The 26319-nt window shown below is 73.1% G+C and carries 21 protein-coding genes; 11 read left to right on the forward strand and 10 right to left on the reverse strand.

The genetic code is table 11. The features are described from left to right. Nucleotides 1-66 precede the first annotated feature (66 nt). A complete protein-coding gene (locus tag AB0I91_RS09665) occupies nucleotides 67-447 on the reverse strand; it encodes a DoxX family protein (RefSeq protein ID WP_498774477.1) in 381 nt (126 codons plus the stop codon). Nucleotides 448-516: 69 nt separating this feature from the next. Here AB0I91_RS09665 and AB0I91_RS09670 point away from each other — a divergent pair, with 69 nt between their 5' ends. Together AB0I91_RS09670 and AB0I91_RS09675 are read left to right on the forward strand one after the other, a co-directional pair. Next, entirely contained in the window at nucleotides 517-1920 is a 1404-nt protein-coding gene (locus AB0I91_RS09670) for a M20/M25/M40 family metallo-hydrolase (protein ID WP_499636310.1), read from the forward strand. After that, nucleotides 1917-2984, forward strand: a complete 1068-nt coding sequence (locus AB0I91_RS09675; protein WP_498774481.1) for a potassium channel family protein — start codon at nucleotides 1917-1919, stop codon at nucleotides 2982-2984. Before AB0I91_RS09670 ends, AB0I91_RS09675 begins: the two co-directional genes overlap by 4 nt. Before the next feature lie 32 nt (nucleotides 2985-3016). Here the strand turns inward: AB0I91_RS09675 and AB0I91_RS09680 are convergent, their stop codons facing one another. Together AB0I91_RS09680 and AB0I91_RS09685 are read right to left on the reverse strand one after the other, a co-directional pair. Then, complete coding sequence (locus AB0I91_RS09680; protein ID WP_499636312.1) at nucleotides 3017-4990, reverse strand: sensor histidine kinase; 1974 nt, start codon at nucleotides 4988-4990, stop codon at nucleotides 3017-3019. Next, nucleotides 4987-5664 carry a response regulator transcription factor gene (locus tag AB0I91_RS09685; RefSeq protein ID WP_498774485.1) on the reverse strand — a complete coding sequence of 226 codons (678 nt, stop codon included), beginning with the start codon at nucleotides 5662-5664 and terminating at the stop codon, nucleotides 4987-4989. The genes AB0I91_RS09680 and AB0I91_RS09685 overlap by 4 nt, the downstream gene beginning before the upstream one ends. A gap of 399 nt (nucleotides 5665-6063) precedes the next feature. Between AB0I91_RS09685 and AB0I91_RS09690 the strand changes: the two genes are divergently transcribed. Both AB0I91_RS09690 and AB0I91_RS09695 read left to right on the forward strand, forming a co-directional pair. Beyond that, the gene (locus AB0I91_RS09690; protein WP_499636314.1) at nucleotides 6064-6429 is read left to right on the forward strand and encodes a hypothetical protein; all 366 of its coding nucleotides are present in this window, start codon (nucleotides 6064-6066) and stop codon (nucleotides 6427-6429) included. Between the two features lie 113 nt (nucleotides 6430-6542). Continuing rightward, nucleotides 6543-6980, forward strand: a complete 438-nt coding sequence (locus AB0I91_RS09695) for a hypothetical protein (protein WP_499636316.1) — start codon at nucleotides 6543-6545, stop codon at nucleotides 6978-6980. Here the strand turns inward: AB0I91_RS09695 and AB0I91_RS09700 are convergent. Then, a complete protein-coding gene (locus AB0I91_RS09700; protein ID WP_498774491.1) occupies nucleotides 6950-7852 on the reverse strand; it encodes a neutral zinc metallopeptidase in 903 nt (300 codons plus the stop codon). The two genes, AB0I91_RS09695 and AB0I91_RS09700, sit on opposite strands and share 31 nt — an antisense overlap. Before the next feature lie 15 nt (nucleotides 7853-7867). After that, complete coding sequence (locus AB0I91_RS09705; RefSeq protein ID WP_498774493.1) at nucleotides 7868-9055, reverse strand: neutral zinc metallopeptidase; 1188 nt, start codon at nucleotides 9053-9055, stop codon at nucleotides 7868-7870. 135 nt (nucleotides 9056-9190) lie between these two features. On the opposite strand from AB0I91_RS09705, the gene AB0I91_RS09710 reads away from it, so the two are divergent. The 4 genes from AB0I91_RS09710 (at nucleotide 9191) to nudC (ending at nucleotide 14780) form a co-directional block, all read left to right on the forward strand. Next, the gene (locus AB0I91_RS09710; RefSeq protein ID WP_499636318.1) at nucleotides 9191-10831 is read left to right on the forward strand and encodes a DUF2207 domain-containing protein; all 1641 of its coding nucleotides are present in this window, start codon (nucleotides 9191-9193) and stop codon (nucleotides 10829-10831) included. Nucleotides 10832-11161: 330 nt separating this feature from the next. Continuing rightward, nucleotides 11162-12448 (forward strand): M16 family metallopeptidase, encoded by a 1287-nt coding sequence (locus AB0I91_RS09715; protein ID WP_498774497.1) that lies wholly within the window; start codon nucleotides 11162-11164, stop codon nucleotides 12446-12448. Continuing rightward, a complete protein-coding gene (locus tag AB0I91_RS09720; RefSeq protein ID WP_498774499.1) occupies nucleotides 12445-13833 on the forward strand; it encodes a M16 family metallopeptidase in 1389 nt (462 codons plus the stop codon). Before AB0I91_RS09715 ends, AB0I91_RS09720 begins: the two co-directional genes overlap by 4 nt. Further along, complete coding sequence (gene nudC / locus AB0I91_RS09725; RefSeq protein WP_498774501.1) at nucleotides 13830-14780, forward strand: NAD(+) diphosphatase; 951 nt, start codon at nucleotides 13830-13832, stop codon at nucleotides 14778-14780. Before AB0I91_RS09720 ends, nudC begins: the two co-directional genes overlap by 4 nt. Before the next feature lie 265 nt (nucleotides 14781-15045). On the opposite strand, the gene AB0I91_RS09730 is transcribed toward nudC, so the two are convergent. Beyond that, the gene (locus tag AB0I91_RS09730) at nucleotides 15046-15909 is read right to left on the reverse strand and encodes an NmrA/HSCARG family protein (RefSeq protein ID WP_499610113.1); all 864 of its coding nucleotides are present in this window, start codon (nucleotides 15907-15909) and stop codon (nucleotides 15046-15048) included. A 58-nt stretch (nucleotides 15910-15967) separates the two neighbouring features. On the opposite strand from AB0I91_RS09730, the gene AB0I91_RS09735 reads away from it, so the two are divergent. Both AB0I91_RS09735 and AB0I91_RS09740 read left to right on the forward strand, forming a co-directional pair. Beyond that, nucleotides 15968-16441, forward strand: a complete 474-nt coding sequence (locus tag AB0I91_RS09735) for a MarR family winged helix-turn-helix transcriptional regulator (RefSeq protein WP_499636320.1) — start codon at nucleotides 15968-15970, stop codon at nucleotides 16439-16441. A 49-nt stretch (nucleotides 16442-16490) separates the two neighbouring features. Then, on the forward strand, nucleotides 16491-17693 hold the full coding sequence (locus AB0I91_RS09740; protein WP_499636322.1) for an ROK family transcriptional regulator: 1203 nt from the start codon (nucleotides 16491-16493) through the stop codon (nucleotides 17691-17693). Between the two features lie 18 nt (nucleotides 17694-17711). On the opposite strand, the gene AB0I91_RS09745 is transcribed toward AB0I91_RS09740, so the two are convergent. Further along, entirely contained in the window at nucleotides 17712-18785 is a 1074-nt protein-coding gene (locus AB0I91_RS09745) for an alkene reductase (protein ID WP_499610109.1), read from the reverse strand. Between the two features lie 114 nt (nucleotides 18786-18899). Here AB0I91_RS09745 and AB0I91_RS09750 point away from each other — a divergent pair, with 114 nt between their 5' ends. Continuing rightward, entirely contained in the window at nucleotides 18900-19271 is a 372-nt protein-coding gene (locus tag AB0I91_RS09750) for a MerR family transcriptional regulator (protein ID WP_498774511.1), read from the forward strand. A 4-nt stretch (nucleotides 19272-19275) separates the two neighbouring features. On the opposite strand, the gene AB0I91_RS09755 is transcribed toward AB0I91_RS09750, so the two are convergent. Genes AB0I91_RS09755 through AB0I91_RS09765 form a run of 3 tightly spaced genes read right to left on the reverse strand, consistent with a single transcriptional unit; the run spans nucleotide 19276 to nucleotide 26302 of the window. After that, the gene (locus AB0I91_RS09755) at nucleotides 19276-23658 is read right to left on the reverse strand and encodes an SbcC/MukB-like Walker B domain-containing protein (RefSeq protein WP_499636324.1); all 4383 of its coding nucleotides are present in this window, start codon (nucleotides 23656-23658) and stop codon (nucleotides 19276-19278) included. Next, complete coding sequence (locus AB0I91_RS09760) at nucleotides 23655-24821, reverse strand: TIGR02678 family protein (RefSeq protein WP_499610104.1); 1167 nt, start codon at nucleotides 24819-24821, stop codon at nucleotides 23655-23657. Before AB0I91_RS09760 ends, AB0I91_RS09755 begins: the two co-directional genes overlap by 4 nt. Next, on the reverse strand, nucleotides 24821-26302 hold the full coding sequence (locus AB0I91_RS09765) for a DUF2397 domain-containing protein (RefSeq protein WP_499610102.1): 1482 nt from the start codon (nucleotides 26300-26302) through the stop codon (nucleotides 24821-24823). The genes AB0I91_RS09760 and AB0I91_RS09765 overlap by 1 nt, the downstream gene beginning before the upstream one ends. Between the last annotated feature and the right edge of the window lie 17 nt (nucleotides 26303-26319).

A 26319-nucleotide genomic window follows, 5' to 3' on the forward strand; every position in this document is an offset into this window, starting at 1 on the left:
GACTGGTTGCGGTTTCAATGACAGTCCCCCGGCAGCGCTGGGTGTCGAACCCGCTGCCGAGAGTGATCAGGGAGTTGAGCGCCCTACGCGCAAGGCCCACAGGATGAGCGGCACCTGCAACGGCAACCGGCCGTACGCGACGGCCCTCACCCTGGGTGACTTCGTGCGGTAGTCGTAGGCCATCTTGACGTTGGCCGGGAAGACCGCCGCGAAGAACCCGGCCGCCAGCTTCGCGCCCACGCCCCGCGTGCGCGGCACGGCGACCGCCGCCGCCAACGCCACCTCGACGGCCCCGGACAGGTACGTCCAGGTCCGCGGCTTGCCCGGCAACGCGCGCGGCACGATCGCGTCGTACGGCTTCGGCTTGGCGAAGTGCGTGACACCCGCGGCGCCGAGCAACCCGGCCAGCGCGAGCGCCGACCGGGAACGGGAACGAGTGGGTTCCATGCGACCACCCTGTCACGTCGTCCGGCGAACGGCGCTCCCAGGGTTCTTCCGGGGTTATCCTCCCGCACCGTGAGCGGTGATCCCGAAAATCCCGAACGGGCGGCCGTGGCCGCGTTCGCCGACGACTTCCTGGCCGACCTGCGCGAGTGGCTGGCCATCCCGTCGATCGGCGCCGACCCGGCGCACCACGGCGACGTGGCCGCCTCCGCGCACTGGCTGGCCGACGCGTTGCGCCGCGACGGGTGGTCCGACGTGCGGGTCTGGGACGAGGGCCCGGCACTGCCCGCCGTGTACGCCTGCCGGCCCGCGGCGGACCCCGACGCGCCGACCGTGCTGGTCTACGGCCATCACGACGTGCAACCGGTCGACCCGGTCGAGCAGTGGCACCACCCACCGTTCGAGGCGACGGTGATCGGCGAGGAGCTGTTCGGTCGGGGCGCCAGCGACGACAAGGGCCAGGTCGCGATGCACCTGCTCGGGATGCGGGCGCACCTGGCGGCGACGGGCGCGACGCAGCCCGCGGTGACCGTGAAGCTGTTCGTGGAGGGCGAGGAGGAGTCCGGCTCGCCGCACCTGACCCGGCTGCTCGACGACCACCGCGACGACCTCGCGTGCGACCTCGTGGTGTTCACCGACACGCCGCTGTACGCGCGTGACGCGCCGACCGTGTGCACTGGTCAGCGCGGGGTCTACGGGGCGGAGGTCGTGTTCACCGGCGGGACGTCCGACGTGCACTCCGGGCGGGCCGGCGGCAGCGTGCCGAACCCCGCCACCGCGATCGCGCGGCTCGTCGCGGCGTTGCACGACGAGGACGGGCGCGTGCGGTTGCCCGGCTTCTACGCCGACGTGACCGAGCCCACGGCGGCCGAACGTGCCGACTACGCGGCGCTGCCGTTCGACGAGACGGTGTGGCTGGCGAACGCCGGCGGCGCCCAAGGGCTGGCCGGTGAACCCGGTTGGTCGACCCTCGAACGGGTCTGGGTGCGGCCCACCGCGGAGGTCAACGGCATCCACGGCGGCTACACCGGGCCGGGGCTGAAGACGATCGTGCCCGCGCGGGCGTCGGTGAAGCTGTCGTTCCGGCTCGTGCCCGACCAGCGGCCGGAACGGGTCGCCGACGCGTTGCGCGAGTTCGTCACCCGGCACACCCCGGCCGGGCTGCACGCCGAGGTGATCCCGTCCGGTGACGGCGCGCCGCCCTACGCGGTGGACGTGTCCCACCCGGCCGTGGGAGCGGTGCGCGACGCCGTGCAGGCCGCGTTCGACCAGCCCGTGCGGTTCAGCCGGACGGGTGGCTCCGGTCCGGCGGCGCTGCTGCACGGGTGGCTCGGCGTGCCGGTGGTGTACCTCGGGGCGACGTTGCCGGATGATCGGATCCACGCGCCCAACGAGCGCGTCGTCGTGCCGCTGCTGCTCCGCGGCGCCGAGGCCGCCGCCCGGTTGTGGCGACTACTGCCGGAGAGGTTGTCATGATCCGCCGCACCAACCCGGGCGAACCGCTGGCCGACCGGCCCGGCCACTCGCTCGTCGGCGTGATCAGGATGCCGGACACGGTGCAGAGCCCGGTCCGCGCGATCCTGAAGCGGGTGATCGGCGCCCTCACCGCTCTCTTCGCGGCCGTGCTGATCGTCTACCTCGACCGCGACGGCTACCGTGACGTCAACAACGACGGACTGTCCTTCCTGGACGCGGTGTACTACGCGACGGTGTCGCTCTCCACCACCGGATACGGTGACATCGCCCCCGCCAGTTCGTCGGCGCGGCTGGTCAACGTCCTGGTGATCACCCCCTTGCGGGTGCTCTTCCTGATCGTCCTGGTCGGTACGACCCTCGAAGTGCTCACCGAGCGTTCGCGGCAGGCGCTGCGCATCCAGAAGTGGAGGACCAAGGTGCGGGACCACGTGGTCGTCATCGGGTACGGCACGAAGGGCCGGTCCGCCGTCAGCGCCCTGATGGGCGACGGCGCCGAGCCGGGCTCGATCGTCGTGGTCGACACCACCCAGGAGGCCCTGGACGCCGCGTCCTCGATCGGCCTCGTCACCGTCCACGGCTCCGGCACGAGCAACGACGTCCTGCGCGTGGCAGGGGTGCCCCGGGCACGTGCCGTGGTGGTCGCCGCGAACCGCGACGACACCGCCGTCCTGGTCACCCTCACCGCCCGCGAGCTGGCCCCGAAGGCCCAGATCGTCGCCTCGGTGCGGGAGCGCGAGAACGAACACCTGCTCCGCCAGTCCGGCGCGGACTCGGTGGTGGTCTCCAGCGAGACGGCGGGCCGGCTGCTGGGCATGGCCACCGCCACCCCGTCCGTGGTCGACATGGTGGAGGACCTGCTGACCCCCGACGCGGGCCTGGCCATCGCCGAACGCGACGTGGAGCCCTCGGAGATCGGCGGCTCGCCCCGCCACCTGCCGGACATAGTGCTGGGCGTGGTGCGCGACGGCACCCTGTACCGGGTGGACGCCCCGGAAGCCGACGCCGTAGAAGCCGGCGACCGCCTCCTCTACGTCAAGAAGGTCACCCCACCGAGGGACGCCTAGCCTCCGCCACCCCCACCCCTCACCCGGCGCTCTTACTCAGCCAACGGAATCCGCACCACAAACGCGGCCCCAACCGAACCGACCGCCCCGCGCCGCGCGCTGTCCTGCGGGCCGGTGGTGAGGCTGCTCGCCCCGGCTACCTCCGCGACCGGAGCGGGCCGTGCGGCGCCCGCATCCCACACGTCTGCGGCCTGCGGGCTGTCGACTCGGAGCGCGTCGCCGACCGGAGTCGGTCGCGCTGCGTCTCCACCACCGACCCCACCTCGCGCGTCGGCGGCCGGGTTGCGGTCGTTGGGCGCGTCGGAGATCCCGCCGTGGTGTTCGGCGCTCGCGGCTGGGTGGCCTCCGCGCGACCCGTCGGCACCGGCCCGGTCCACCTTGGGGCCCGCCCCGTGTTCCAAGGAACCTGCGCCCAAGGAACCTGCGGCCAGGGCATCGGCGGCCGGGGGATCGGCGGCCGGGGGATCGGCGGCCGGGGGATCGGCGGCCGGGGGATCGGCGGCCGGGGGATCGGCGGCCGGGACATCGGTGGTCATGGCGTGGGTGGCCGTGCGCGATCGCGTCGGGTCGCTGGGGCCGGCGGCGCGTGCGTCCGTGTTGTCTGTTGTGTCCGAGGCTGCGGAGGGCGGCTGTGTGGTCGTCGTCGGCGTCGATGGAGTCGGCGCAGCGGGCACACCTGGCACCACTGGCGCGGTCGGTGGGCTTGGCGGGCCGCCGGGGCTCAGGGCTGGGTTGCCCGCCGACGGTGGTGGGCTGTGGGTTTCGGCCTCGTGCGAGTCGTCGCCGGGGGTGGTGCACGACAGCTCGCCGCCGTGCGCGCGCACGACACCGCGGGCGATCGGCAGCCCGAGGCCCGATCCGCCGGAACGCTGGTCCCTCGCCTCGTCCAGCCGTACCAGCCGGTCGAAGATGCGTTCCCTCTCCTCCGGCGGCACGCCCGGACCGTTGTCGGACACGACCAACCGCGCGAAGCTGCCCACCCTGGACACGCGCAGCCGCACCCTGCCCGACGGGCCGGTGGCCTGGCGGGCGTTGTCGGCCAGGTTCGCCAACACCTGCGCCAACCGTTGCGGGTCGCCCGAGACGAACGCCGACTCGCCCTCCGCGGCGATGTCGAAGTCCGGCGCGAGCAACTGCGTCCGCCCCACCTCGGCCTCGGCCAACGCGAGCAGGTCGACCCGCTCCCGGTGCAGTTCGAGCCCGGCCTCGATGCGCGCCAACGCCAGCAGGTCGTCGACCAGCCGCCCGGCCCGCCGCGACTCGCGCACGAGCAGAAGGTTCAACCGCTCCCGCTCCTCGGCGCCGGCGGTCTGCATCAACGCCTCCGCGACCGCCTGCACGCCCGCGATGGGTGTCCTCAGCTCGTGCGCCGCGTCGGCCACGAACCGTTTCGTGCGCTCCTCCGATCCCTCCAACGAGTCCAGCATGTCGTCGAACGCGGCCGCCGTCCGACCGAGTTCGTTGTCCGCCCGCGACGGGTTGAGCCGGTACCCGCGGTTGCCGCGCGCGATCGACCGGGCCAGCGTGGTCATCGCGTCCAGCGGCGCCAACGCCCGCCGGACCACCAGGACCATCGCCCCGGCCGTCACGGCCAGCGCGCCGACCCCGGCCAGCAGCAACAACCGCCGCAGCCTGGTCTGCGCCGCCGTGATCACCGACGACTCGGCGTACACCGTGATCTTCGACCCGTCGATCAACTGCCGACTGACTTCGTTCGCCACCTCCTCGTCCGGCGCGTTCCCGAACACCGTCCCGTCCGGCATGACCAGCCGGACCTCCACGCCCCGGCCTTCCAGCCGGTCCACCAGTTCCGCCCCGCGCACCCGCTGCTTGACCAGCTGCTGCGCCACCCGCGCCTTCTCCAGCAGCGCGGTGTCGACGTCCCGCTTGGACTGCGCCGCGAACAGCGCGTCCACCAACAACACGACCCCGATCAGCACCACGCCGAGCAAGCCGATCGCGGACAAGGTGACCCGTCGGCGCAGGGAGACGGTCCGCAAGCTCACGCCTCGTCCGCCCTGAGCACGTAGCCCAGCCCTCGCACGGTGTGCAGCAACCGCGGCCCGTGCTCCTCCAACTTCCGGCGCAGCGCGCTGACGTGCACCTCGACCAGGTTGGGGTCGTAGTCCTCGTAACCCCACACCGCGGTGAGGATCTGCGTCTTGCCCACCACCCGCCCGCGCTGCGCGGCCAGGTACCGCAACAGGCGCAGTTCGGTGGCGGTCAGCTCGATCGACGCGTCGCCGCGCAGCACCACCGCCGACTCGGCGTCCACGACCAGATCGCCGATCTGCACGGTCGACGGCGTCCGCCCCAGCCGCCGCAGCACCGCGCTCACCCGGGCGACCAGCTCGGCCAGCACGAACGGCTTCACCACGTAGTCGTCCGCACCCCGGTCGAGCCCGCGCAGCCGGTCGGACACCCCGTCCCGGGCGGTCAACATCACCACCCCGGCCCCGCACGTCCGCCGGATGACCTCCAGAAGCATGAAGCCGTCCCGGCCGGGCAGCATCACGTCGAGCACCACCAGGTCCGGTCGGAACCGGACCAGGTCGCCCTCCAGGTCACGACCGTCCGGCCGGACCTGCACCTGGTAACCCGCGTCCCGCAAGGCGGAACTCACCGCGGCGCCGATCGCCTCCGCGTCCTCGATCACCAGCACCCTGGCAGCAGTCGACACCTCCATATTCTGCGTCGCGTCGCCCACCACGGCCGCAAGGCCGTGACGAGCCTGGACAAAATGACGGTCACTCGTCGGCACCCGGCCGGTTACCTGCGGTCGCTCGTTGCCGGGCGGTCAGCGGTCGACAGCGGAGGGCGATGTGCCGGAGGTCGGGGCCGGCCTCTCCGTGGGCGCGGATGGGAGAGACCGGCCGTCTGCGGATCCCGGTGCCACCTCGGGTCGTCGCCGGTGCGGCGACCAGTGCGGCTCGGGATGCGAATGGCTGATCCGATGTGGACACGGACACAGGCGATACGGGACAAGAGCAATAGGGCCAGGGACAACAGGGGACAGGACGGGGGCGGCTCAGGGGCGGCTGGGTCGGCCTCGTCGTGGCTGGGGTGGTGACCCGGGCGGGTGGCTCGTCTGCTGACGGGGTTGAGCGCGGCCCCGGCGGTCGTGCCACCCGTGGAGCGCGAGACCGAACGCCGGGTGCTGGGCGGTGACGCGGTCCCGTGGGCGGGCGCGGGCGGTGCCGGGCACGGCTGGCCGAGGCGTCAGGAGTTGCTCAGGTCGGCGCACGCACCCGGCACGGTGACCGTGTCGGTCGGCGGGTGCCCGACGGTGGCCGAGTTCGAGAGCTCCACCAGGACCCTGGACCTCTCCGGCGCGGCACCCGGGTCCAGGGATGCAGATCCCGTCGCGGTGCGCGGTGCGGCATCCGGCGAAGTGCTCGTGGTCGAACGGGTTCCGGAAGTTTCGTCGAGTGAGGCATGGCTCTAGTGTCGAACAACAGTTCGAGGGTGTGCAAGATCACGATCAGGTGATGTTTGAACGGGCGGCGGAGCCACCGGCCCCCACGACAACCGGCCTCCCCGTCTGCGACCATCCACGCTGTGGCGGTTCCGCGAAGCCCGGTCAGGTGGGCGCTGGTGCTGCTGGTCGTGGGCCTGGTGGCCGTCGCGGCAGCGGTCGCGTTGTGGTGGCCGCGCACGTCCGCCGAGGTCCAGCGGACCGCCGCCACCGTCGTCGCACCGGCCTCCTGCGGCGACGCGGAGGCCTACGACCGGGTCGAACTGACGATCGGTGACCGGACGCACACCGCCAAGCTCGACGGCTGCGGCCATCAGCAGGACGAGGTCGTCGAAGTCGTCGTCCCCGCCGACACCAGCGGCGAGTTCACCGTCCAGGCGGCCGCCAGCACGCCCGTCGGCATGCCGTTCGACGTCAGGCTGACCACGTTGCTGATGTGCCTGAGCGGCCTCGCCGGCGGCCTCTACGCCTACCTGCTGACCAGGCGTTCTCAGCCGACGGCCGCCGCCGGGGCCGCATAGGTGTTGCACGACGACGTCACGCCCGTCGTGTAGCCCTGCGACGCCCATTCGGACTGGTTGTCAGGGCTGCCGTGGGCGTTCTTCTCCGGCGGCTCCTCCACGGCGTACTGGAAGTCGTCCGCCGCCTCCTGCGCCAACCCGGACCCGATCGACCCGGACGCCGCCACCAGGAACATCCCGGCGAAGCAGTTGGCCTGCAGCTCGATCCGCCGCGACATCTCCAGCCCCGCCGGCGTCTCCTCGCCCGCGTCGACGATCTTGGTGTCCGCCGCGCGCAGCATCCCCGTCAACGCCTGCACGTGGTGCCCGTACTCGTGCGCCAACGTCGCCAGGTGCGACCCCGCGCGCTCGCCGCCGCCGTTGTCACGCAGCCGCCGCGTGGGCATGTAGATGGTCCTGTTGCGACCGCAGTAGTACGCGACCGCCTCGCTCTCCGCGGGCGCCGAGCCGCACGGCCCCTCGGTCAGGTCGGGCGACGTGTCCAGCGCGGGCGTGTCGAACGGCAGGTTCGCCTGCTCCAGCACCGGCCGCCACGCCTGGTCCAGGCACACCACACCGGCCTTGTAGTACGCCGACAGCTCCGCGTCCGACACCCCGAACCCCGGCAACGCGCACGTCACCGCGGGCAGCCGAACGGGCGCGGTGAGCAACGGGTGGTCGGCCAGCCGGTGCACGGCACGCGGCCGCGGGGCCTCCGTCTCCGTGGACTGCACGACCGTCACGCCCGGCGCGGCCACCGCACGGCCGTTGATCCGTCGGGACGTCTCGAGCTGCGTGATGCCGCCGAGGCCCAACACGCACAACACGATCAACGAGAACACGCCGATGAGGACGATCGGGTTGTTCTTGGGGGGCTCCTCGGGCGTGTGCACGGTCCTCCAGTCGGGTCAGCTGACGTCCGCCGCGCTCGCCACCCAAGTGTTGCACGCGCTCGTCTCGTTGTTTTTGAACCCGTGGTTGACCCACGCGGCGTTCCGCTCGGGCGCGCCGTGGTCCCGGTTGGGGTAGATCGGGTAGTCGCCCCGGTTACCCGCGTCCGTCAGCGCCACCGAGATGACGTCGGCGGGCACCGCGCCGTGCGACAGCGGCGCGAGCGTCATCCCGCCGAAGCACGTGGCCTGCAGCTCCTTGCGCCGGTTCAGGTCGAGGCCCTCGGGGGTGTCCCAGCCGCCCTTCTCGTACTGGGCCTGGCCGGACGCCCGCAGGATGCCGGAGAGCCACTGGACGTGGTGGCCGTACTCGTGCGCGAGCTGGCCCAGGTACTTGCCCGGGTGGTTGGGGTTCGCCGCACCCTGTTCGTTCGCGTAGTGGTTCGGCGTCCAGTAGATGGTGCCGTCGCAGTACATGGCCGTGCGGTCCGGGCCCATGGAGCCGCACGTGTTGGTGATCTGGGACGTCACCATGACCAGCTCTACCGGCTGGTAAGGCAGGTTCGCCCGCTCGAACGACGGCTTCCACATCGCCTCGATGCACGGCAGCGACGCCCTGAGGAAGCGGTCCTGGCCGGCGGGCGAGTAGTCCATCGCCGGCAGGGGGCAGCCGCCGATGTTGAACGCGCCGAGGCCCGCCGCGTGGATCGGGTTGTCACCCAGCGCGATGACGGCTTTCGGGCCGGCCTTCGGCGTGCTGGTCGACGTGGTCCGCTTGCTGCTCGAGGTCGTGGACGTCGTCGTCGTGGTCGTCGTGGTGGTGGTGGGTTCGGGCGTGTACGTGTAGCTGTCGTACCCGGCGTTGGCCGAGTCGCTCGTCTTCTTGGAGCCGCTGTTCGCAGCCACGAGGCCGATCGTGGCCACGCCCAGCACGAGGAAGCCGACGACCAGCGCGGCCACCAGGGGGCCCTTGCTCTTCTGCCGCGGCAGCGGCGGGTACGGCATCGGGGCCGGGCCCCAGCCCTGGGGCGGTCCGGGCGGCGGGCCCCAGTTGACCGGCGGCGGCTGCGGCGGGGCCATGGGCGGCATCTGCCGCGGGGTCATCGGCGGCGGCATGGCGGGCGCCTGCCCGGGCCAGGACGGCGGTGGCGGCGGCTGCTGGGCGGGCCACTGCTGGGGCTGTTGTGGGTGGAGCGGGGCGGGCATCGGCGGCGGCCCAACCGGTCGTGGCGGCGGCCAGCCACCCGGCGGCGGTGGTTGCGTCATCGCTGGTGGTCCCCCATATCGCGGATGCCCGAATCAGCACAAGAGCTTAGGGGAACTCCGCTATTCTCCGCGGCCGTGTTGAAAAACTGGGGAGCGGCGGCCATCTGCGCGGTCGCGCTGTGCGCGGGCGTGGGCACGGCGACGGCGCAGCCGAGCGACACGGCCGGACTGCCCGGGACGGTCGGCGCGGACGTGCGGCTCAAACTGGAGCGCGACGGCAGGCTGACCGTGACCGAGGTGGTCACCGTTCCCGAGGGCAGGACCGCGACGCGGGTCGTCCCGCTGCGCGTGCCGGTCTCCGCGGATCGCGAACGGGTGTTCCAGGTCGGCGACGCGGCGGTGGACGGCAACGGCACGGCCACGGCATCCGACGACGAGCTCACGATCGCACTCCAAGCGGGCACGTCCACCGTCAAGTACTCCGTGGTCGGCGCCGTCGCCAAGATCGGCGACACGCTGGAGCTGCGCTGGCAGCCCGCGAGCGGCTGGGACACCCCGCTCGACTCGGTGAAGGCCTCCGTGATCACGCCGGACGCGCCGCGGTCGGTGAACTGCCTGGCCGGCGAGCCGGGCACGTCCAAGCCGTGCACCAGCGCGGACCTGGGCGACGGGCGCGGCGTGCGGGTGACCGAGATCGGCCTGGCCGCCGGCGAGCGGGTCGACGTGACGGTCGGGTTGGAGGAGGGCGCGGCTCCCGCCAACGCGCGCGTGGAGGAGTCGTCCGGGCTGGCGGCGGCGTTCGCGTTGACCCCCCTCACCGGCGCCGGGCTCGGTGGGCTCGTCGTGCTGCTGCTGGGCGGCGGGTTGTTGTTGTGGTACCTCCGCGGCCGTGACGCGCGGGCGCTGGCCGGTGAGGTCGGGCCGGTGAACGTGCTGGTCAGCGACGGTTCCGGGCGGGTGGCGTTCGCCTCGCCGGACGGCGTGCTGCCCGGCCAGGTGGGGACCGTGGTGGACGAGCACGTGGATGTGGTCGACGTGACCGCGACGATCGTGGACCTCGCGGTGCGCAACTACGTCTGGATCGAAGAGGTCGACGGGCACGACTGGCGGTTCGTGCGGCGCAACCCGGCCGACCCGGCGCTGTCGGCGTACGAACGCGCGGTGTACGAGGCGTTGTTGCCCGACGGTGTGGACGCGGTGTCGCTGTCGGAGCTGCGCGGCAGGCGGATCGACCTGTCTCGCGTGCGGGACGCGCTGTACGCGGACGTGGTGGCGAAGAACTGGTTCGCGCGCAGACCGGACGCGGAGCGCAACCTGTGGTGGTGGGCCGGTGTCGGGGTCGCGGTGCTGGGCGCGGTGCTGACGGTGGTGTTGGCGCTGGTCGGCGGGGCGGCGTTGTTCGGGCTGGTGGTCGTGGTCGCGGGGGTGGCGTTGGCGGTGGGCGCGCGCACCATGCCCGCGCGGACCAAGCGCGGCAGCGTGTTGTTGGAGCACGTGCGCGGGTTGCGCGGGTACCTGCACACGGCGACGCCTCAGGACATCCCGGAGTCCGATCGGGAGATGGTGTTCTCGCGGTCGTTGCCGTACGCGGTGGTGCTGGGGGAGACCGAGCGGTGGCTGGCCACGTTCGCCGGCACGCGGCCGGGGCTGTACTGGTTCGGCGAGGCGGAGCAGGGCGGTGACCTGCGGCGGTTCGCGCAGCGGTTCCCGACGTTCCTGGGCGCGGTGGACGGCGTGCTGGCGCAGGCGGGTCACCTGCGGTCGCTGCGGGGCTGACGTTCACCCGAAAGTGATCTTGCACATCTCGAACACAGGTTCGACACTGGAGTCATCCCCGAACCAGACCCGCGGGCGGCGGGCGAAGGTCCACGGGGGTCGAGGCCGCGGCCGACCCGGTGTCCACACGCGCCGGCTCCACCGGGTGGGCGGCCTGCTGAGACAGGTGGTGGTCCGGACCGGCGCGGGCGCGTGCCCGGCTCCGGATCGTCGGTCGAGTCGCTGGTGAGCCGGTCGGAACCCGGTCGGTTCGCGCTGGGCGTAGCGGGATGCTTCGGTGGGTGGGCGACCATCGAGCCCGGCGGTGGTGTGAACCCGTAGGCTGCGTTCATGGCGCTACCCGAACTGCACAGGTTCACGCTTCCCAACGGTCTGCGGGTGGTGCTCGCACCCGACCGCAGCGCCCCGGTCGTCGGGGTGAGCGTGCACTACGACGTGGGTTTCCGCTCCGAGCCCGAGGGGCGGACGGGGTTCGCCCACCTCTTCGAGCACCTCATGTTCCAGGGCAGCGAGAGCCTGGAGAAGCTGGCCCACTTCCGGCACGTGCAGTCCTCGGGCGGCACGTTCAACGGGTCGACCCACCCCGACTACACCGACTACTACGAAGTGCTGCCGTCGGCGGCGCTGGAGCGGGCTCTGTTCCTCGAGGCGGACCGCATGCGGGCGCCGAAGATCACCGAGGAGAACCTGCGCAACCAGATCGACGTCGTGAAGGAGGAGATCAGGCTCAACGTGCTCAACCGACCGTACGGCGGGTTCCCCTGGATCCTCCTGCCGCCGGTCCTGTTCCAGACCTTCCCCAACGCGCACAACGGCTACGGCGACTTCACCGATCTCGAGAACGCCACCGTGGACGATTGCGCCGCGTTCTTCGACACCTACTACGCGCCGGGCAACGCCGTGCTGACGGTGGCGGGCGACTTCGACCCCGAGGGGGCGAAGGCGCTCGTCGAGAAGCACTTCGGTGACGTGCCCGCCCGTCCGGTGCCGGCCCGGCCGTCGTTCGCCGAGGCCGCGCCGAAGGGCGAGCTGCGGGCCGAGCACACCGACAAGCACGCGCCGATGCCCGCCATCGCCGTGGGCTACCGCATCCCGGACCCGGTGAACGAGGTCGACGGCTACCTCGCGTACCTGGTCCTGGCCGGTGTGCTCACCGACGGCGACGGGTCGCGGCTGCAGCAGCGGCTGGTGCACCGCGACGCGATCGTGGTCGACGTCGGCGCCGGGTGCGGTCTGTTCGGGCCGCTGGAGGCGCGCGACCCCGACACGTTCAGCATCACCGCGATCCACCCGGCGGAGGTCACCTCCGAGCAGGTGCTCGCGGCGGTGGACGAGGAGCTGCTGCGGTTGGCCGAGGAAGGGCCGACGGAGCAGGAGCTGGCGAAGGTCACCGCCCGCTGGGTGTCGACCATGCACCGCGAGCACGACCGGCTCACCAGCCGGACCCTGGGGCTCGGGTCGGCCGAGCTGCTGTTCGGGCGGGCGGAGCTGCTGTACGAGCTGCCGGAGAAGCTGGCCGGCATCACCACCGACGAGGTCGCCGCGGCGGCCAAGGCGTTGCGGCCCGACTCGCGCGCCGTCCTGATCCTCAACCCCGCCGACGGAGGTACCGAGTGAGCGCCCCGACCAAGCACCGCAGCGCCGACGAGATCGGTCGTACGGAGCTAGGGCCTCGCCCGTTCCCGGAGCTGGGCGAGCAGCGGGCGGCGGCGGACCTGGACACGGTCGACACCACGCTGGCCAACGGCCTGCGGGTGCTGGCCGTGCGCCGGGACTCGGTGCCGCTGGTGGAGGTGCGGCTGCGGATCCCGTTCGGCGACCCGGCGGCGAGCAGCGTCGGCTCGACGCACGCGGCCCGGGCCGAGGTGCTGGCGAACACGATCCTGACCGGCACCGCCACCCGCAGCCGGGTGGACGTGGACACCGAGCTGGCCCTGGTCGGCGGCGAGCTGGACGCGGTGGTCGACCCGGAGCGGCTGGCGTTCTCGGGCAACGCGCTGGTGTCCGGTTTCGAGACCGTGCTGGACGTGCTGCGGGACGTGCTGACCGGCGCGACCTACCCGGCCGACGAGGTCGAGCGGGAACGCGCGCGGTTGGTGGAGCGGATCCGGTTGGCGCGGTCGCAGCCGAACGTGATCGCGCGGGAGGCGTTGCAGCGCCACCTGTACGGCGACCACCCGTTCGCCAAGGAGATGCCCGAGGCGGACGAGGTCGAGGCGGTGACGCGGGACGACGTGCTGGCGCTGCACTCGTCGGCCGTGCTGCCGCGCGGTTCGGTGATCGTCGTGGTGGGCGACGTGGCGCCCGACGCGGCGGTGCGCGCGGTCGAGGGCGCGCTGGGCGGGTGGACCGGCGAGGGCACCGCGGTGTCGTTGTCGCCGCTGCCGCCCGTGCGGGGTGGTGACGTGCTGTTCGTGCACCGTCCCGGCGCCGTGCAGTCCCAGATCCGGCTCGCCGGGCGCGGGCTGGAGCGCACCGACGACCGGTACCCGGCGTTGCAGCTGGCGAACCTGGTGTTCGGCGGGTTCTTCTCGTCCCGGCTGGTGGAGAACATCCGCGAGGACAAGGGCTACACCTACAGCGCGCGGTCGCACCCGGAGTTCACGCCGGGCGGCGCGACGCTGCTGGTGGACGCCGACACCGCGAGCGAGGTGACCGCGGCGGCGCTGCTCGAGACCCGGTACGAACTGGGCCGGCTCGGTCTGGTGCCGCCGACGGAGTCCGAGGTGGACACCGCGCGCCGGTACGCGATCGGGTCGCTGCTGACCGCGACGTCGTCGCAGGGCGGGCTGGCGTCGTTCCTGGTGAACCTCGCCGGGCTCGGGCTGGACGTCGAGTGGTTCACCGGGCACCCCGGCCGGCTGGCGGCGGTCACCGTGGAGCAGGTCACCGAGGTGGCGTTGGAGTTCTTCGCGCCGACGTCGTTCACCGGCGTGCTGGTGGGTGACGCGGACACGTTGACCCCGCAGCTGCGGGCGTTGGGCGGCGTGACCCTGCCGTGAGCTTCGAGTTGGTGGAACTGCCCGCCCTGTCGCGGTTCACGGTGGATCGGCGCGAGCCGTTGCGCGGCGACGCGGAGCAGCTCGCGCTGCTGTGGCCGAAGGCGCGCGTCCTCACCGTGGACGCGCACGGCCGCACGTTGGTGGCCGACCAGGCCTCGCGCCTGGTCGACCGCCCCGCCACCGAGTTCGGCGACGGTCCGCCGGACACGGCGGTGCTGCTCGGCGAGCAGGACGGCGTGGCGTACTGGGCGGTTCCGCTGACCGAGGACGAGACGGACGTCCGCGCGCCCTCCGGCCGGGCGTGGGTCCGGCCGGAGCTCACGGACGAGCCGCAGTGGCTCGACCTGCGGGCGTGCGGCGCGTTGTTGGACGACACCGGCGCGGGCCTGTTCACGTCGGCGGTGGCGTTGTTCCACTGGCACCGGTCGGCGAAGTTCTGCGCGGTGTGCGGCGGGACGACCGAGTCGATCAAGGCCGGCTGGGCTCGGGTCTGCGAGCAGTGCGGGCGCGAGGAGTACCCGCGCACGGACGCGGCCGTGATCTGCCTGGTGCACGACGGCGCGGACCAGGTGCTGCTCGCCCGTGGCGAGGGTTGGCCCGAGGGTCGGTACTCGGTGCTGGCCGGGTTCGTCGAGGCGGGCGAGTCGCTGGAGGCGTGCGTGGCGCGGGAGATCGAGGAGGAGGTCGGCGTCGAGGTCGTCGGCATCCGCTACCTCGGCAGCCAGCCGTGGCCGTTCCCGCGGTCGTTGATGGTGGGGTTCGAGGCGGTGGCCGACCCGACCGAGCCGCTGCGGCTCGCGGACGGTGAGATCGCACAGGCCCGGTGGGTGAGCCGGGCCGACGTGCGGCAGGCGCTCGCCGAGCCGGGCAGCGTGCCCGACCTGCTGCTCGCGCCGGGCGCCTCCATCGCCTACCGGATGATCCAGTCCTGGGTGGCGGCCGGCTGACCCGGTCCCACCCCACCGCCACGCCGCCCGCCGGTCAGCCCGGCAAGCGCAGGTCAGGCAGATAGGCGCAGGCCAGGCAGGCAAGCGCAGGCCAGGCAGGCAAGCGCGGGTCAGGCGGGCGCGGGTCCGGCTGGCACCTGTTGGGCTGGCGTAGTCGGGCGAGCGGCAGAGGGCGGCTGGCGGGCGGGCGCAGGGCGGGCCGGTGGAGGTTGGGCCCGCGCAGGGTGGCCGGCGCGGGTCGGGCGGTTCGGTGCAGGTCGGTGGGTCAGGCGGGCTGGAGCAGGGCGGGCCAGGGCAGTAGGCGCACGAAGTCCGCGTACCGGGTCCAGGTGATCTCCGGCAGCTCGGCGTGCAGTCGGCGCAGGTCGATGTCGGTGCCCACCTCGGTGAAGTAGCCGAACATCGCCGCGAGGTCCGCGGAGTACCGGGCCACCACCTCCAACGGCGGGCAGTGGTGGTGGATCGGGTGGCCGGTGGCCCTGGTCAGGGCCTCCGCCATGTCCGCCGGGGTGAGGGCCTCGCCGGCCAGGTCCAGGCGCCTGCCCGCGAACCGGTCGGGTTGCTCCAAGGCCAGCACGGCGACGGCGGCGATGTCCCGGACGGCGACCAGGTGCAGCGGGCGGTCGGAGGGCATGGGCAGGTAGAACGTGCCCTCGCGCAGGCCGCGCAACGTCCACTCGCCGAACTTGTCGTCGATGAACGCCGCCGGCCCGAGGGTCGTCCACCGCGGTCCGGCGGTGACCAGGTGCTCCTCGATGCGCTGCTTGCTGTCGAAGTGCGGGATGCCGGTGCGGCGGTCGGCGTTGGACGCCGAGGTGAACACGATGTGCTCCACGTCCCGCGCCGCGTCGACCACCGCGATGCCGTGACGGGTCTCGCCGCCCGGGTCGCTGCCGAACGGCGTCGTCACGACGAAGACCGCGCGGACGCCGCGCAGGGCCGCGCGAAGAGACGCGGGATCGTCGAAGTCACCGTGCGCGAGTTCGGCGCCGAGTCGGCGAAGTCCTTGCGCCGCAACGCTGTGCGGTGCGCGGGTGAGGGCGCGGACGCGGTGGCCGCGGGCCAGGAGAGCGCGGGTCACGGCTCCGCCCTGGGCCCCGGTCGCACCGGTGACGAGTGTGAGTTCCATGAGCAAAGGTTGACTCTGAAAGTGTTCGCCGGTCAAGCGAGTTTGCTAGAGTGCGACCGTGAGCCGACGCGAGCCGAGCGACGCCCTGCTGGCGTGGCTGTACGTCGAGCAGGGCGTGGACGCCGTGCGGGTCGCCGTGGAACGGCGGATCGAGGCCGTCGCCGGGTGCTCGCTGCTGGAGCACGAGGCGCTGTACCGGATCCACATGAACGGCCGGCTGCTCATGTCCGAGCTGTCCGACCTGCTCGCGGTCAGCCCGAGCGGCGTCACGCGACTGGTCGAACGGCTGGTGCGGCGCGGTTGGGTCGTGCGCGAGCAGCCGCCGGACAACCGCCGGGTCGTCCACGCCGTGCTGACCGACGCCGGGCGGCAGGTGCTGGCGGCCACGAGCGCCCCCGCGTACCGGGACGCGGTCGCCGAGGAATTCGCCGCGCCGCTGAGTGACCGAGACCTCGCCGATCTTCAGCGCATCGGGCGGAAACTGCTGGAAGCGCACGGCAAATGGGACGCCAAGCGGTTCGCGACCGACTAACGTCGGGACGTCTGCGCGCCCGTGTGGCGGCCGTGGTCCAACTCGCCCGATGGGGGTCGCCGTGCACCGCAAGCTGACCGTGCGCGACCTGCGTGCCGGCAACCGGGCGCGGGTGTTGCGCGCGCTGTACTTCGACCAACCGCGCAGCCGGCAGGAACTCGCGGGCGCCACCGGGCTCAGCCAGGCGTCGGTCAGCAACGTCGTCGCCGAGCTCATGACCGACGGCGTCGTGGTGGAGGCCGGGCAGGTCGACTCGGACGGCGGGCGACCTCGCGTGCTGCTGCGCGTCGACCCGGCGCACGCGGCGGTGGTGGGTGTCGACGTCGGCGAGACGCACGTGCTGGTCGAGGTGTTCGACCTGACGCTGCAACGGCTGGCGGAGGCGACGTTCCCGATGGAGCCGGACGTCCACTCGGTCGACGACGTGGCGCGGCGGGTCCTCGAAGGGCTCGACCGGTGCCTCGCCGTCAGCGGGGTCGGCGACGTGCTCGGCGTCGGCATCGGCGTGCCGGGGCAGGTCGAGCACGGGCTGGTGTACGCGCAGACCGTCGGCTGGCGGGGCGTCGCGCTGGAACAGCTGCTGCGGACCGGGACCGACCTGCCGTTGTTCCTGGACAACGGCGCGAACACGTTGGGGCAGGCGGAGGTCTGGTTCGGCGCGGGCCGCGGCACGGGTGACGCGGTGGTCGCGTTGATCGGGTCGGGCGTCGGCGCGAGCGTCATCACCGGCGGCGTGCTGTACCGCGGTTCGTCGGGCGGCGCGGGGGAGTGGGGCCACACCACGGTCGCGCTGGACGGCCGCCCGTGCCGCTGCGGCGCGCACGGGTGCCTGGAGGCGTACATCGGCGCGTCGGCCGTGGTGCAGCGGTACCGCGCGGTGAAGGCGGACGTGCCCGCCGAGCAGGAGGCGGCGTTGGCGGCGCTGGTCGCGGACGGTTCGCGGGCGGCGCGCGACGTCCTCGCCGAGACCGCCCGGTACGCGGGCCTCGGCATCGCCAACCTGATCAACCTGTTCAACCCGTCCCAGGTGATCGTCGGCGGCTGGGCCGGGCTCCTGCTCGGCGAGCGGATCCTGGACGACGTCCGCGCCCAGGCCTCCCGCCACGCCCTGCGCCGACCGTTCGAGCAGGCGTCGATCACCCTGTGCGAACTGGGCCCGGAGTCGGTCGCGCTCGGCGCGGCGACGCTGCCGGTGGCCCAGTTCCTGGCCGCGGGTGGTGTGCGCCGCCGCACCCCCAGTCACGTGGTCTGACGACGGCGCTCGCACCGGTCAGGCGGCGTGCTGGTACGCCGGGTACGTGAGGTAACCCGCGTCGCCGCCCTGGTAGTACGTGTCGACGTCGACGGGCGCGATCGGCAGGTTGGCGCGGAGCCGTTCCACCAGGTCGGGGTTGGCGATGAAGGCGCGGCCGAAGCTGATCAGCTCCGCGCCCAGGCCGAGCCAGTGGTCGGCGGCGGCCCGGTCGGCCTGCTTCGGGCCCATCGGGACCACCGGGTTCATGATCAGGGTGCCCGGCCACGCGCGGCGCAGCCCGATCAGCACCTCCTCGTCGGCGGTCGCCTCCAGGTGCACGTAGGCGAGGTCGAAGCGGGCGAGCTCGGCGAGCAGGGCCGCGTACAGCTCCGGCACCTCGGTCTCTTCGACGCCCCAGAACGTGGCCCCGGGCGAGAGCCTGATCGCGGTGCGCTCCGCGCCGACGGCGTCCACCGTGGCCTCGACCGCCTCGACGGCGAACCGGATGCGGTGGGTGATCGGGCCGCCGTAGCGGTCGGTGCGCAGGTTGGCGTTGGACGACAGGAACTGCGAGATCAGGTAGCCGTTCGCGCCGTGCAGCTCGACGCCGTCGAACCCGGCGTCGACGGCGCGCCGCGCGGCCTCGGCGTACGAACGGGCGTGCTCGGGCACCTCGGCGGTCTCCAGGGCGCGGGGCACCGGCGCGGGTTGTGGCCCGTTCGGGGTGAACACGTCGCCCACGGCGGCGACGGCGGACGGTCCGACCGGCTGGAAACCGGTGGTATCGGGGTGCGAGACCCGGCCGCCGTGCATGAGCTGGGCGAAGATGCGTCCGCCGTTGACGTGCACGGCGTCGGTGACGGGCCGCCAGGCGGCCACCTGCTCGTCGGTGTGCAGGCCCGGCGTGCCCGGGTTGGACTGCCCGATCAGGCTGGGCTGCACGCCCTCGGAGACGATCAACCCGGCTGTGGCGCGCTGGGCGTAGTAGGTCGCCATGGACGGGGTCGCGAGACCGCCGGCCGCGGCCCGGACCCGGGTCATCGGCGCCATCACGACCCGGTTGGGCAGGTCCAGACCGCCGAGGCGGTAGCGGTCGAACAGCGTGGTCATGCCGGAACTCCTTCGTACTGGTCGAGGGCCGCGACGGGCCCGACCGGTACGCTAAAACCTGACATCAACGTGAGAGGCAAGTCGTGCGGCCGGTGTCACAGTCGGGAGGGTCGGATGCGGATCGGTGATCTCGCGGCGCGGGCCGGGGTCAGTGTCCGTTCGCTGCGGTACTACGAGGAGCAGGGACTGCTCAGCAGCACGCGCAGCGCGGGCGGGCAGCGGCAGTACACGGAGGCCGACGTCGAGCGGGTCGCCTTCGTCCAGCGCCTGTACGCGGCCGGGCTGTCCAGCCGCACGATCATCGAGCTGCTGCCGTGCGTCGACTCGCCCAGCGACGAGAACTCCGACGCCGCGATGGAGCGCATGGCCGACGAACGCGACCGGCTCTCCGCGCACATCGACGAGCTCCTGCGCACCCGTGACGCGCTCGACGCCCTGATGGCCGCGGCCCAGGCCTACCGCGACGCCCGTCGGGTCCCCGCCTGACGTCCTAGGGGTCGACCCGGTCGAGCGCCGCGCCGTCCCACGTGGTCTGCGTGCACGCCACGCCGCGCCCGTTCTTGGGGCGCAGCACGTCGTAGATGTGCATGCGCGGGATCTTGTCGGACACGCCCCAGCCGCTGGGCCAGGTGATCACCCAGTCCATGTCGAGGTCGACGAGCAGGCCGAGCATGCGTGCGATCGTCGGGTCGTCGAGCCGCTCGAACGCCTCGTCCAGCAGCACCAGCCGCAACGGCGAGAACTCGCCGCTCACCGCGTCGTAGAACGACGCCGCCGCGGCGAACAGCGTCACGTACGAGATGAGCCGCGTCTCGCCGGACGACAGCTGCCGCAGCCTGCGTTCCCGCGGGTTGCCGTCCGGGCCGGTGTCGGCGACCGTGACGGTGAACTGGTGCCACGTCCGGTAGTCCAGGGCGCGGGACAGGATCTCGGCGTAGTTGCCGGTGTGCGCGTCGCGTTCGGCCTCGATGCGTTCGGTGAACACGCGGCGCAGCGTGGCGTCCTGCTCGGGATCGCGTTCCGCGTAGGGGAGGCGGACCAGCGCCAACGCGTCGCGCGTCTCCTCCTCCAGCGCCGACGACGGCTTCCACGCCAGCTTCACGTGCACGCCCTGGCTGGAGCGGGCCTTGCCGAGCACCTCGTTCATCCGCTTGCACAGGTCCTCGGCGACGGCGATCTGCCCGCGCAGCCACTCGGCCAGGTCGCGGATCAGGTAGTCGGCGAAGATGTTCTGGTACTGCTCGTCGAGGAAACCGCGCTGTTCGGCCAGTTTCGCGGTCACCTGCCGGGCGGCGACGGCGACCGGGCGGGCGCCCTCCTCGCCGGTGACGGTGACGGTGAGCAGGCCGACGTGCTGCTCGGCGGCGATGTCGTGGCTGCCGGCCAGCGACGTCTGGAGCGCCTGGAGCTTGGTGATCACCGTGGCCTCGCCCGCGCCGCGCCGGTCGGACGCCGCCAGGGCCGTGCGGACCGACGTGACGTCGTCCGGGGTGTCGGGCAGTGCGGCGACGAGGATGCCGGGCGCCTGCACGGTGGCCTTGAAGTGCTCGGTCGCGCGGGTCAGGGCGTCGCGGGCGGTGGCGAGCTGTTCGGCCGACGTTTCCAGTTGGGCGTTCAGCTTCGCGGCCTGCTCGCGTGCCGACGTGACTTGTTCGCGCACGCTCTTGAGCTCGTCGCGCATCTCGCGCCGTGAACGCTCCAAAGTGGACAGTTGGTCCGCGATTTCCCTTGCCTCGGCGCCGATCGCGTCGGTCAGCTCGGCCAACGTGGACGCCTGCGACGCGTAGTCGACGCACCGCGCCTCCGCGTCCGCCTCCGCCGCGGCCCGATCGTCGACGGCCGCGTGGTACCGGTGCGCCGCGTCGGTCAGGTCGGCCACCGTGCCGCGGCACTGGCGGCGCAGGACGTCGCCCAACCGGTCGGCCGTGCGCTGCGCCTCGGCCGCCGCCTGCTGGGCCTGGTGCAGGCCGTCGGTGGTGGCGGGCAGGCCCGCGTCGCCGGCCTGGCGCACGACTTCGGCGGCGGCGGCTTCGCCACGCGCCTGGGCGGTGGCGAGCTCGTCGCGCAGCTCCTCCGCGCGGCGGGCGGCGCGGTCGGCGGATTCCTGGGCGGCCTGGAGGCGGCCGTGGCGGGCGACCAGCTCGCGGTCGGCCGGGAAGCGGTCGAGGTGGGCCTCCCACTGCTCGACCAGGCCGTGCGCGGCGGCCAGGTCGGCTTCCGCCACGCCGAGATCGGCGCGCAGGGTGGCCAGCTCGTCCTCGAGTTCCGCGATCCGGCGCTGGCGGGCGGCTTCGCGGGCGCCCGCGCCGATGAACTCCGCCGCGTCCTTGTGCCACGCGCCGGTCAGCACGCCCGCCTGCCAGCGGCCGTCCGGGGACACCGCGAACGCGGCGCCGGCCGGGGCCAGGGTCCGCAGGGACACCGAGGCGAGCAGCTCCGCCACCACCGCGGCCGGGACCGGTGAGGCCGGTTCGACGGCCGGGATCAGCACCGTGGCCAGGGACGGGCCGTCGACCGGGGTGCCGGGGACGGCCAGCACGTCCGGTGCGGGTGCGGGTGCGGCCGGGGTGGCGGTGGGGTCTGCGGCAGGTGCGGTGGGTGCGGGGTCGGTCGGGGCGGCGGTCGCGTCGGGTTCGGCTGCGGGCTGGGGTGCGAGGTGGGCGGTGGCTGCGGGGTGGGTCGGGTTGGTGAGGTGGGTCGGGTTGGTGAGGTGGGCCGAGGCGGTGGGGTGGGCCGGGTCGGGGAGGTCGGCCGGGTCGGGGAGGTCGGCTGGGTCGGGGAGGTCGGCTGGGGTGGTGGGGGCGGCTGGGTCGGGGCGGTCGGGGGTGGTTTCGGCGGGTCCGCTGGTTTTCAACCGAGTGGTGGTAACAGTGTTTCCGTACATGTTCGGGGCAGGTTCACCCGTTTGTGTTACCCAGGCGTCCAGGAGGCCGGACGCTTCCAGGGCTGCTTCCAGGCCCGCTCGGGAGCGGTCGTCGATGGTGGGGTGGAAGTCGACCAGGCGGTAGAAGGGGGCGCCGGTGGTCTGGTCCCGGTCGGACGCGGTGAAGCGGCCTCGGGTTGGGGTTTGGGCCGTTCCGGAACGCAGGCGCGACAGTTCGGCGTCCCGGCCGTTGATCGACGTGACCAGGTCGGCCCGGCGTCCGGCGGACCGGTGCGCGTCGTCCCTGGCGGCGGTGACCAGGGGACCCACCCACTCGCGGGCGGTGGTGGTCAGGGTGCGGGCGGTGGCCGGGTCGACGGAGGTCGGCAGTGGGAGGGGTGAGTCCGGGTGGCAGGTGGCCAGGGGGCCGGAGGTGCGCCACGACTCGACGTCGGCCAACCACCCCTGGGCGACCTCGGCCAGTTCCTGCGCCTCCTGGTTGCGCAACGCCGCCGCCTCGGTCGCCGCGTGCTGCGCGTCCCGCGCCGTCTGCCGCAGCGCCTCCACCTTCCGCTGCGCCGCATCCAGCTCGGCCGCCCGCGCCGCCAGCGCCAACGCCAGCGCACCGCGCTGCCGCGCCGCCGAAGCGATCTCCGACGTCCGCGCCGCCACCTCCGCCAACGTCCCCTCGTCGACGGACGCCGAAGGCGGCACGCGGCGTTCGATCGGCAGCGGCTCGGCTTCCGGGTCCGGCTTGGCTCGCACCGACTCCGTGCGCACGACCGCGTCCGAACTCGACACCCGCGGCACGTCCGGCACGGTGTCCGCGGGGAGACCGGCCACGCGCAGGTGGTGGCGCAGCGGCTCGACCAGCTCCTGAGCCGAACCCAGGTCCTCGGCCAACCGCCGCAGCAGCCGCAGCACGCCGTCGACCGCGCCGTCCTCCTGCACCCGCTGCTTGTTCGCCATGTCCAGCGCCGCCACCGCCGACGAACGCTTCTCCGCCACCAGCTTCTCGCGCGTCTGCAAGTCCTGGAGGTCGCGGAACGCCGGCAGCTCCTTCAGCGCGCCGATGGTCTCCTCGGCCTGCTGCTCACCGGCCTCCAACGACGCCACCGAGTGCTCCGCCGCCGCACGCGCCGCCAGCGCCTCCTCCAACGACGCCGCCAGCCGGGCCGACGCGCGCTCCAGCTTCCGCACCCCGTCCTCGGCGCCGCCCAACCGCTCCGCCGCCGCGCGCAGCCCGCCGAACGCGTAGTCCGAGTAGGTCTTCAAGAACGTGCCCAGCGCCGCGTCCGCCGACGACAGCCGCGTGATGTTCTCCCGGATCGACTCCAGGTCGTCGAACGACGTCGCCAGCTGCTCGACCATCGCCTGGTCCAGCGGCGGCAGCGCGTCGGACAGGATCTGCTCCAGCTGCCCTTCCAGCACCTTCAACCCGACGTCCGGGTTGCGCAGCGTCCGCTGCAGGTGCAGCAGGTCGCCGTACCGGGGCGCGGGCACGCCGTACACGGTCTCGGCCACGCGCGCCCGGAACGCCGCCTCCTCCAGCACGCAGTCCGCGCCGATCAGGTCGCGCAACTGCGCCGGTCCCAGCGGCGTGCGGTCCGCGCCGACCAACGTCAGCCCGTGACCCACCCGCGACGAGGTGATGAACCGCCACGAGTCGGTGATCGCCTGCGAGGTCTTGGACGCCTTCACGCCCAGCCCGCAGGTCAGGTACTCCCCGGCACCGCGCGTCAGCTCGACCCACGCGTACCCGATCCGGTTCGGCCCGCCGTCGTAATCATCGAGCATGAGCCGCCGCAGCGACACCGTGTCGAAGCCCTTGGAGCCGACCTGCCGCAGGTCGCCGTCCAGGCACAGCGGCAGCAGCAGCTCCAGCGTGCGCGACTTGCCGGACCCGTTGGTGCCCTGGAAGATCGCGCGCCCACCCGAGAAGTCGAACGTCTGCTCGGTGTACTGCCAGATGTTGACGATGCCGCCCCTGTGCAGCCGCCACCTGTTCACGCGGTCTCCTCATCGAACAACGACCAGCTGGGCACGTCCGGCACGACCACCGGCTCCACTTCACGTTCGGGGTCGCCGTCGGGCGAGGGCAGCCACCGGTGCGCGGCGGCGTTGAGCAGCCACCCGTCCTCCGAGGCGACCGCCAACCCCATGCGGCGCAACAGCTCCAGCACCTCGTCGACCAGGCGGTCCAGGTCTTCGGTGAACTGCTTGGACCACGCGGTCGGGTAGTCCTCCACCAGCCGCGAGCACACCGACCGCAGCTCGCCCCGGTCCACGGCGTGCCGCCCGTCGGAGCGCGGTTCGCCCTCCAGCAGCTCCGGCAGCGCCAGCAACGCGATCCGCGCCACCGTGGACGTGCCGGGGAAGTACAGGTCGGTCAGGTAGTCCTCGGGATCGGCCGCGAGCACGCCCTCGACCCGGCACTCGGTGCGCAGGCCGAAGCACGTCTCCAGCACCGCGGACTCCTTGCGCTGGTTGCGCCGCAACCACTCCGCCTGCTCCGGCGGCAGGTCCGCGTACAGCACCACGGGGTTCTCCACCAGCTTGCGCCGCACCGCGTGCTCGACGCCGCGCGGACCGGGCCGGGCCGCCAGCTCCACCAGCCGGGACGGCGACGACGCCTCCGCGACCGGCCCGGTCAGCAGCTGCCCGAGCAGGTCGGTGTCGATGGTGATCAACGCCTCGGCCTGCACGTCCACCGTGCCCTCGGTCTCGTGCAGCACGCCGAGCGACACCAGGTGCCGCAACGCCGCCGTCAGCGCCCGCCGGTCCGCCACGTCGTCCACCACGGTCAGCCCGGCCTCCACCGCCGCCGCACGGATGTCCGCCACCAGCCGCGACAGCAGCGCCTGCCGCCCGATCCCGGTCAGCACCGCCATGGTCAGCGCCACGTACGCGTACCCGCGCGGCGACATGCCGAGCACGCCGCGCGAGTCGTCGGCGCCCGGACCCGCCTTGTAGAGCCGCGCGAACCGCCGTTCCACCACGAGCCGGTAGCCCAGCTGCCGGGCGAACAGGTCCTGCAACGCCGCCCGGTGCCGGTAGACCAGCGTCAACAGCTCGCCGTCCGGCCCGTCGGCGCGCAGCAGCGGTCGCCGCAGCAGGGTGCGGGCGCAGCGCACCACGTTCGCCGCGTCGATCTCGGAGAGGTCGTCGAACATCAGTCGAGCACCAACGTCGAGTCGTGCAGCGTCAACGTGCCCGCCGCCGAACGGATCCGCGTGGAACGCCCGGCGGCGTGCGAGACGGTCACGCGCAGCCCGCGCACCGGGTCGGTCGCCGAACCCGAGTCGGCTGCGGTGTCGCGCTGCGCCATCGCCAGGGTCAGCAGCTCGCACAGCACCTCGAGCGCCTCACCGGACAACGTCGTGGACGACAGCCGGGGAGCCGCCGCCGCCAGCTCGGCCACGGACGCCGCCCGCCGCTCGTCGGCCTCCCGCGCCTCGGCCAGCAGCGACTGCTCGGTCATCGGGTCGTCCAGGATCCGCGACGTCCGCCCGCGCGCGCCTCGATCGCCGCGGCTGCGCACGCTCACCTGCACGTCGACCACCGGCCCGTCGCGCCACGGCGTGCGCTCGTTGTCCCGGTCGTGCTCGGGCGCCGGCGACACGTGCCGCGCCGCGTACAGCCCGAACGCCGCCGCGTACAGCTCGTGCGCCTGCTCACGCGTGCCCGAGTCGAACCACCCGGCCAGCTTCAGCAGCTCGGCCCGCCGGCTCGGCAGCAGCCCGCCGCCGGACGTCGCCCGCTTCACGCTCGCCAGCAGCGACCCGATCGCGCGCGCCGTCGCCTCCCGCAACGCCGTCACCTGGCTCGGCCGCCCCGGCCGGTCCACGAACCAGTCGGTCAGGTCCTGCCAGTCCTCCGCGGACCGCCCGCGGGCCCGTTCGACCTGGTCGCCGAGGTCGGCGCGGCCCAGCAGGCGCAGCAGCTCGGACCGCGCGGAGGTGACCCGGGCCAGGGCGTCCGCGATGGCCGGCGTGTGCCGCAGCACGTCCTCCACGACCATCTGGATGTACTCGACCAGCAGGTTGCGGAACCCGGAGATCTCCTCCGGCGCGAGGTGGTGCCGCGTCACGACCTGACCGAGGTAGGCGTAGAAGTCGCGCACGGTCGCGGCCAGCTCGGCGTGCTGGAGGAACAGCGTGGTGACCTGCTCGGCCAGCACCTCGCGCGAGCGGGGCGCGCCGCTGATCAACGCCTCCGACAGCGACTGCCCGAGCCGGTCCAGGCCGCGTTCCACGGCCGGCAGCAGCTCCCGCGACACCTCCCGCGCGCCCTCGGGCACGCGCAGCAGCTCGTCCACGTCGCGCTGCACCCGGACCGCGAGCTTGCTGACCTGGTAGCGGACGCTGCCGTGCTGGAACTCGGCGATGCTGGAGGCCACCACCTCGCGCCTGCCCTGCACCAGGTTGCCCCACTCGACCAGCTGCCGGAGCCGGTTGATCACGTTCTCGATGCGCGACTCGCCCGCCTCGACCCGGCCCTCCCGCTCGGCGCCCGCCAACGCGCCCGCGACCTCGCCCGCCGACAGGTCGGCCAGCAGCGTGGACGTGAACAACCGCATGATCGCCAGGTACGTGCGCTGGTGATCACGGGCGTCCAGGTACGCGTAGAGCTTGAGGCGGCCGGCTGGTTCCACGGTGCGCCACCCTAATG

This window comes from Actinosynnema sp. NPDC049800, assembly GCF_040656635.1.
Classification (GTDB): domain Bacteria; phylum Actinomycetota; class Actinomycetes; order Mycobacteriales; family Pseudonocardiaceae; genus Actinosynnema.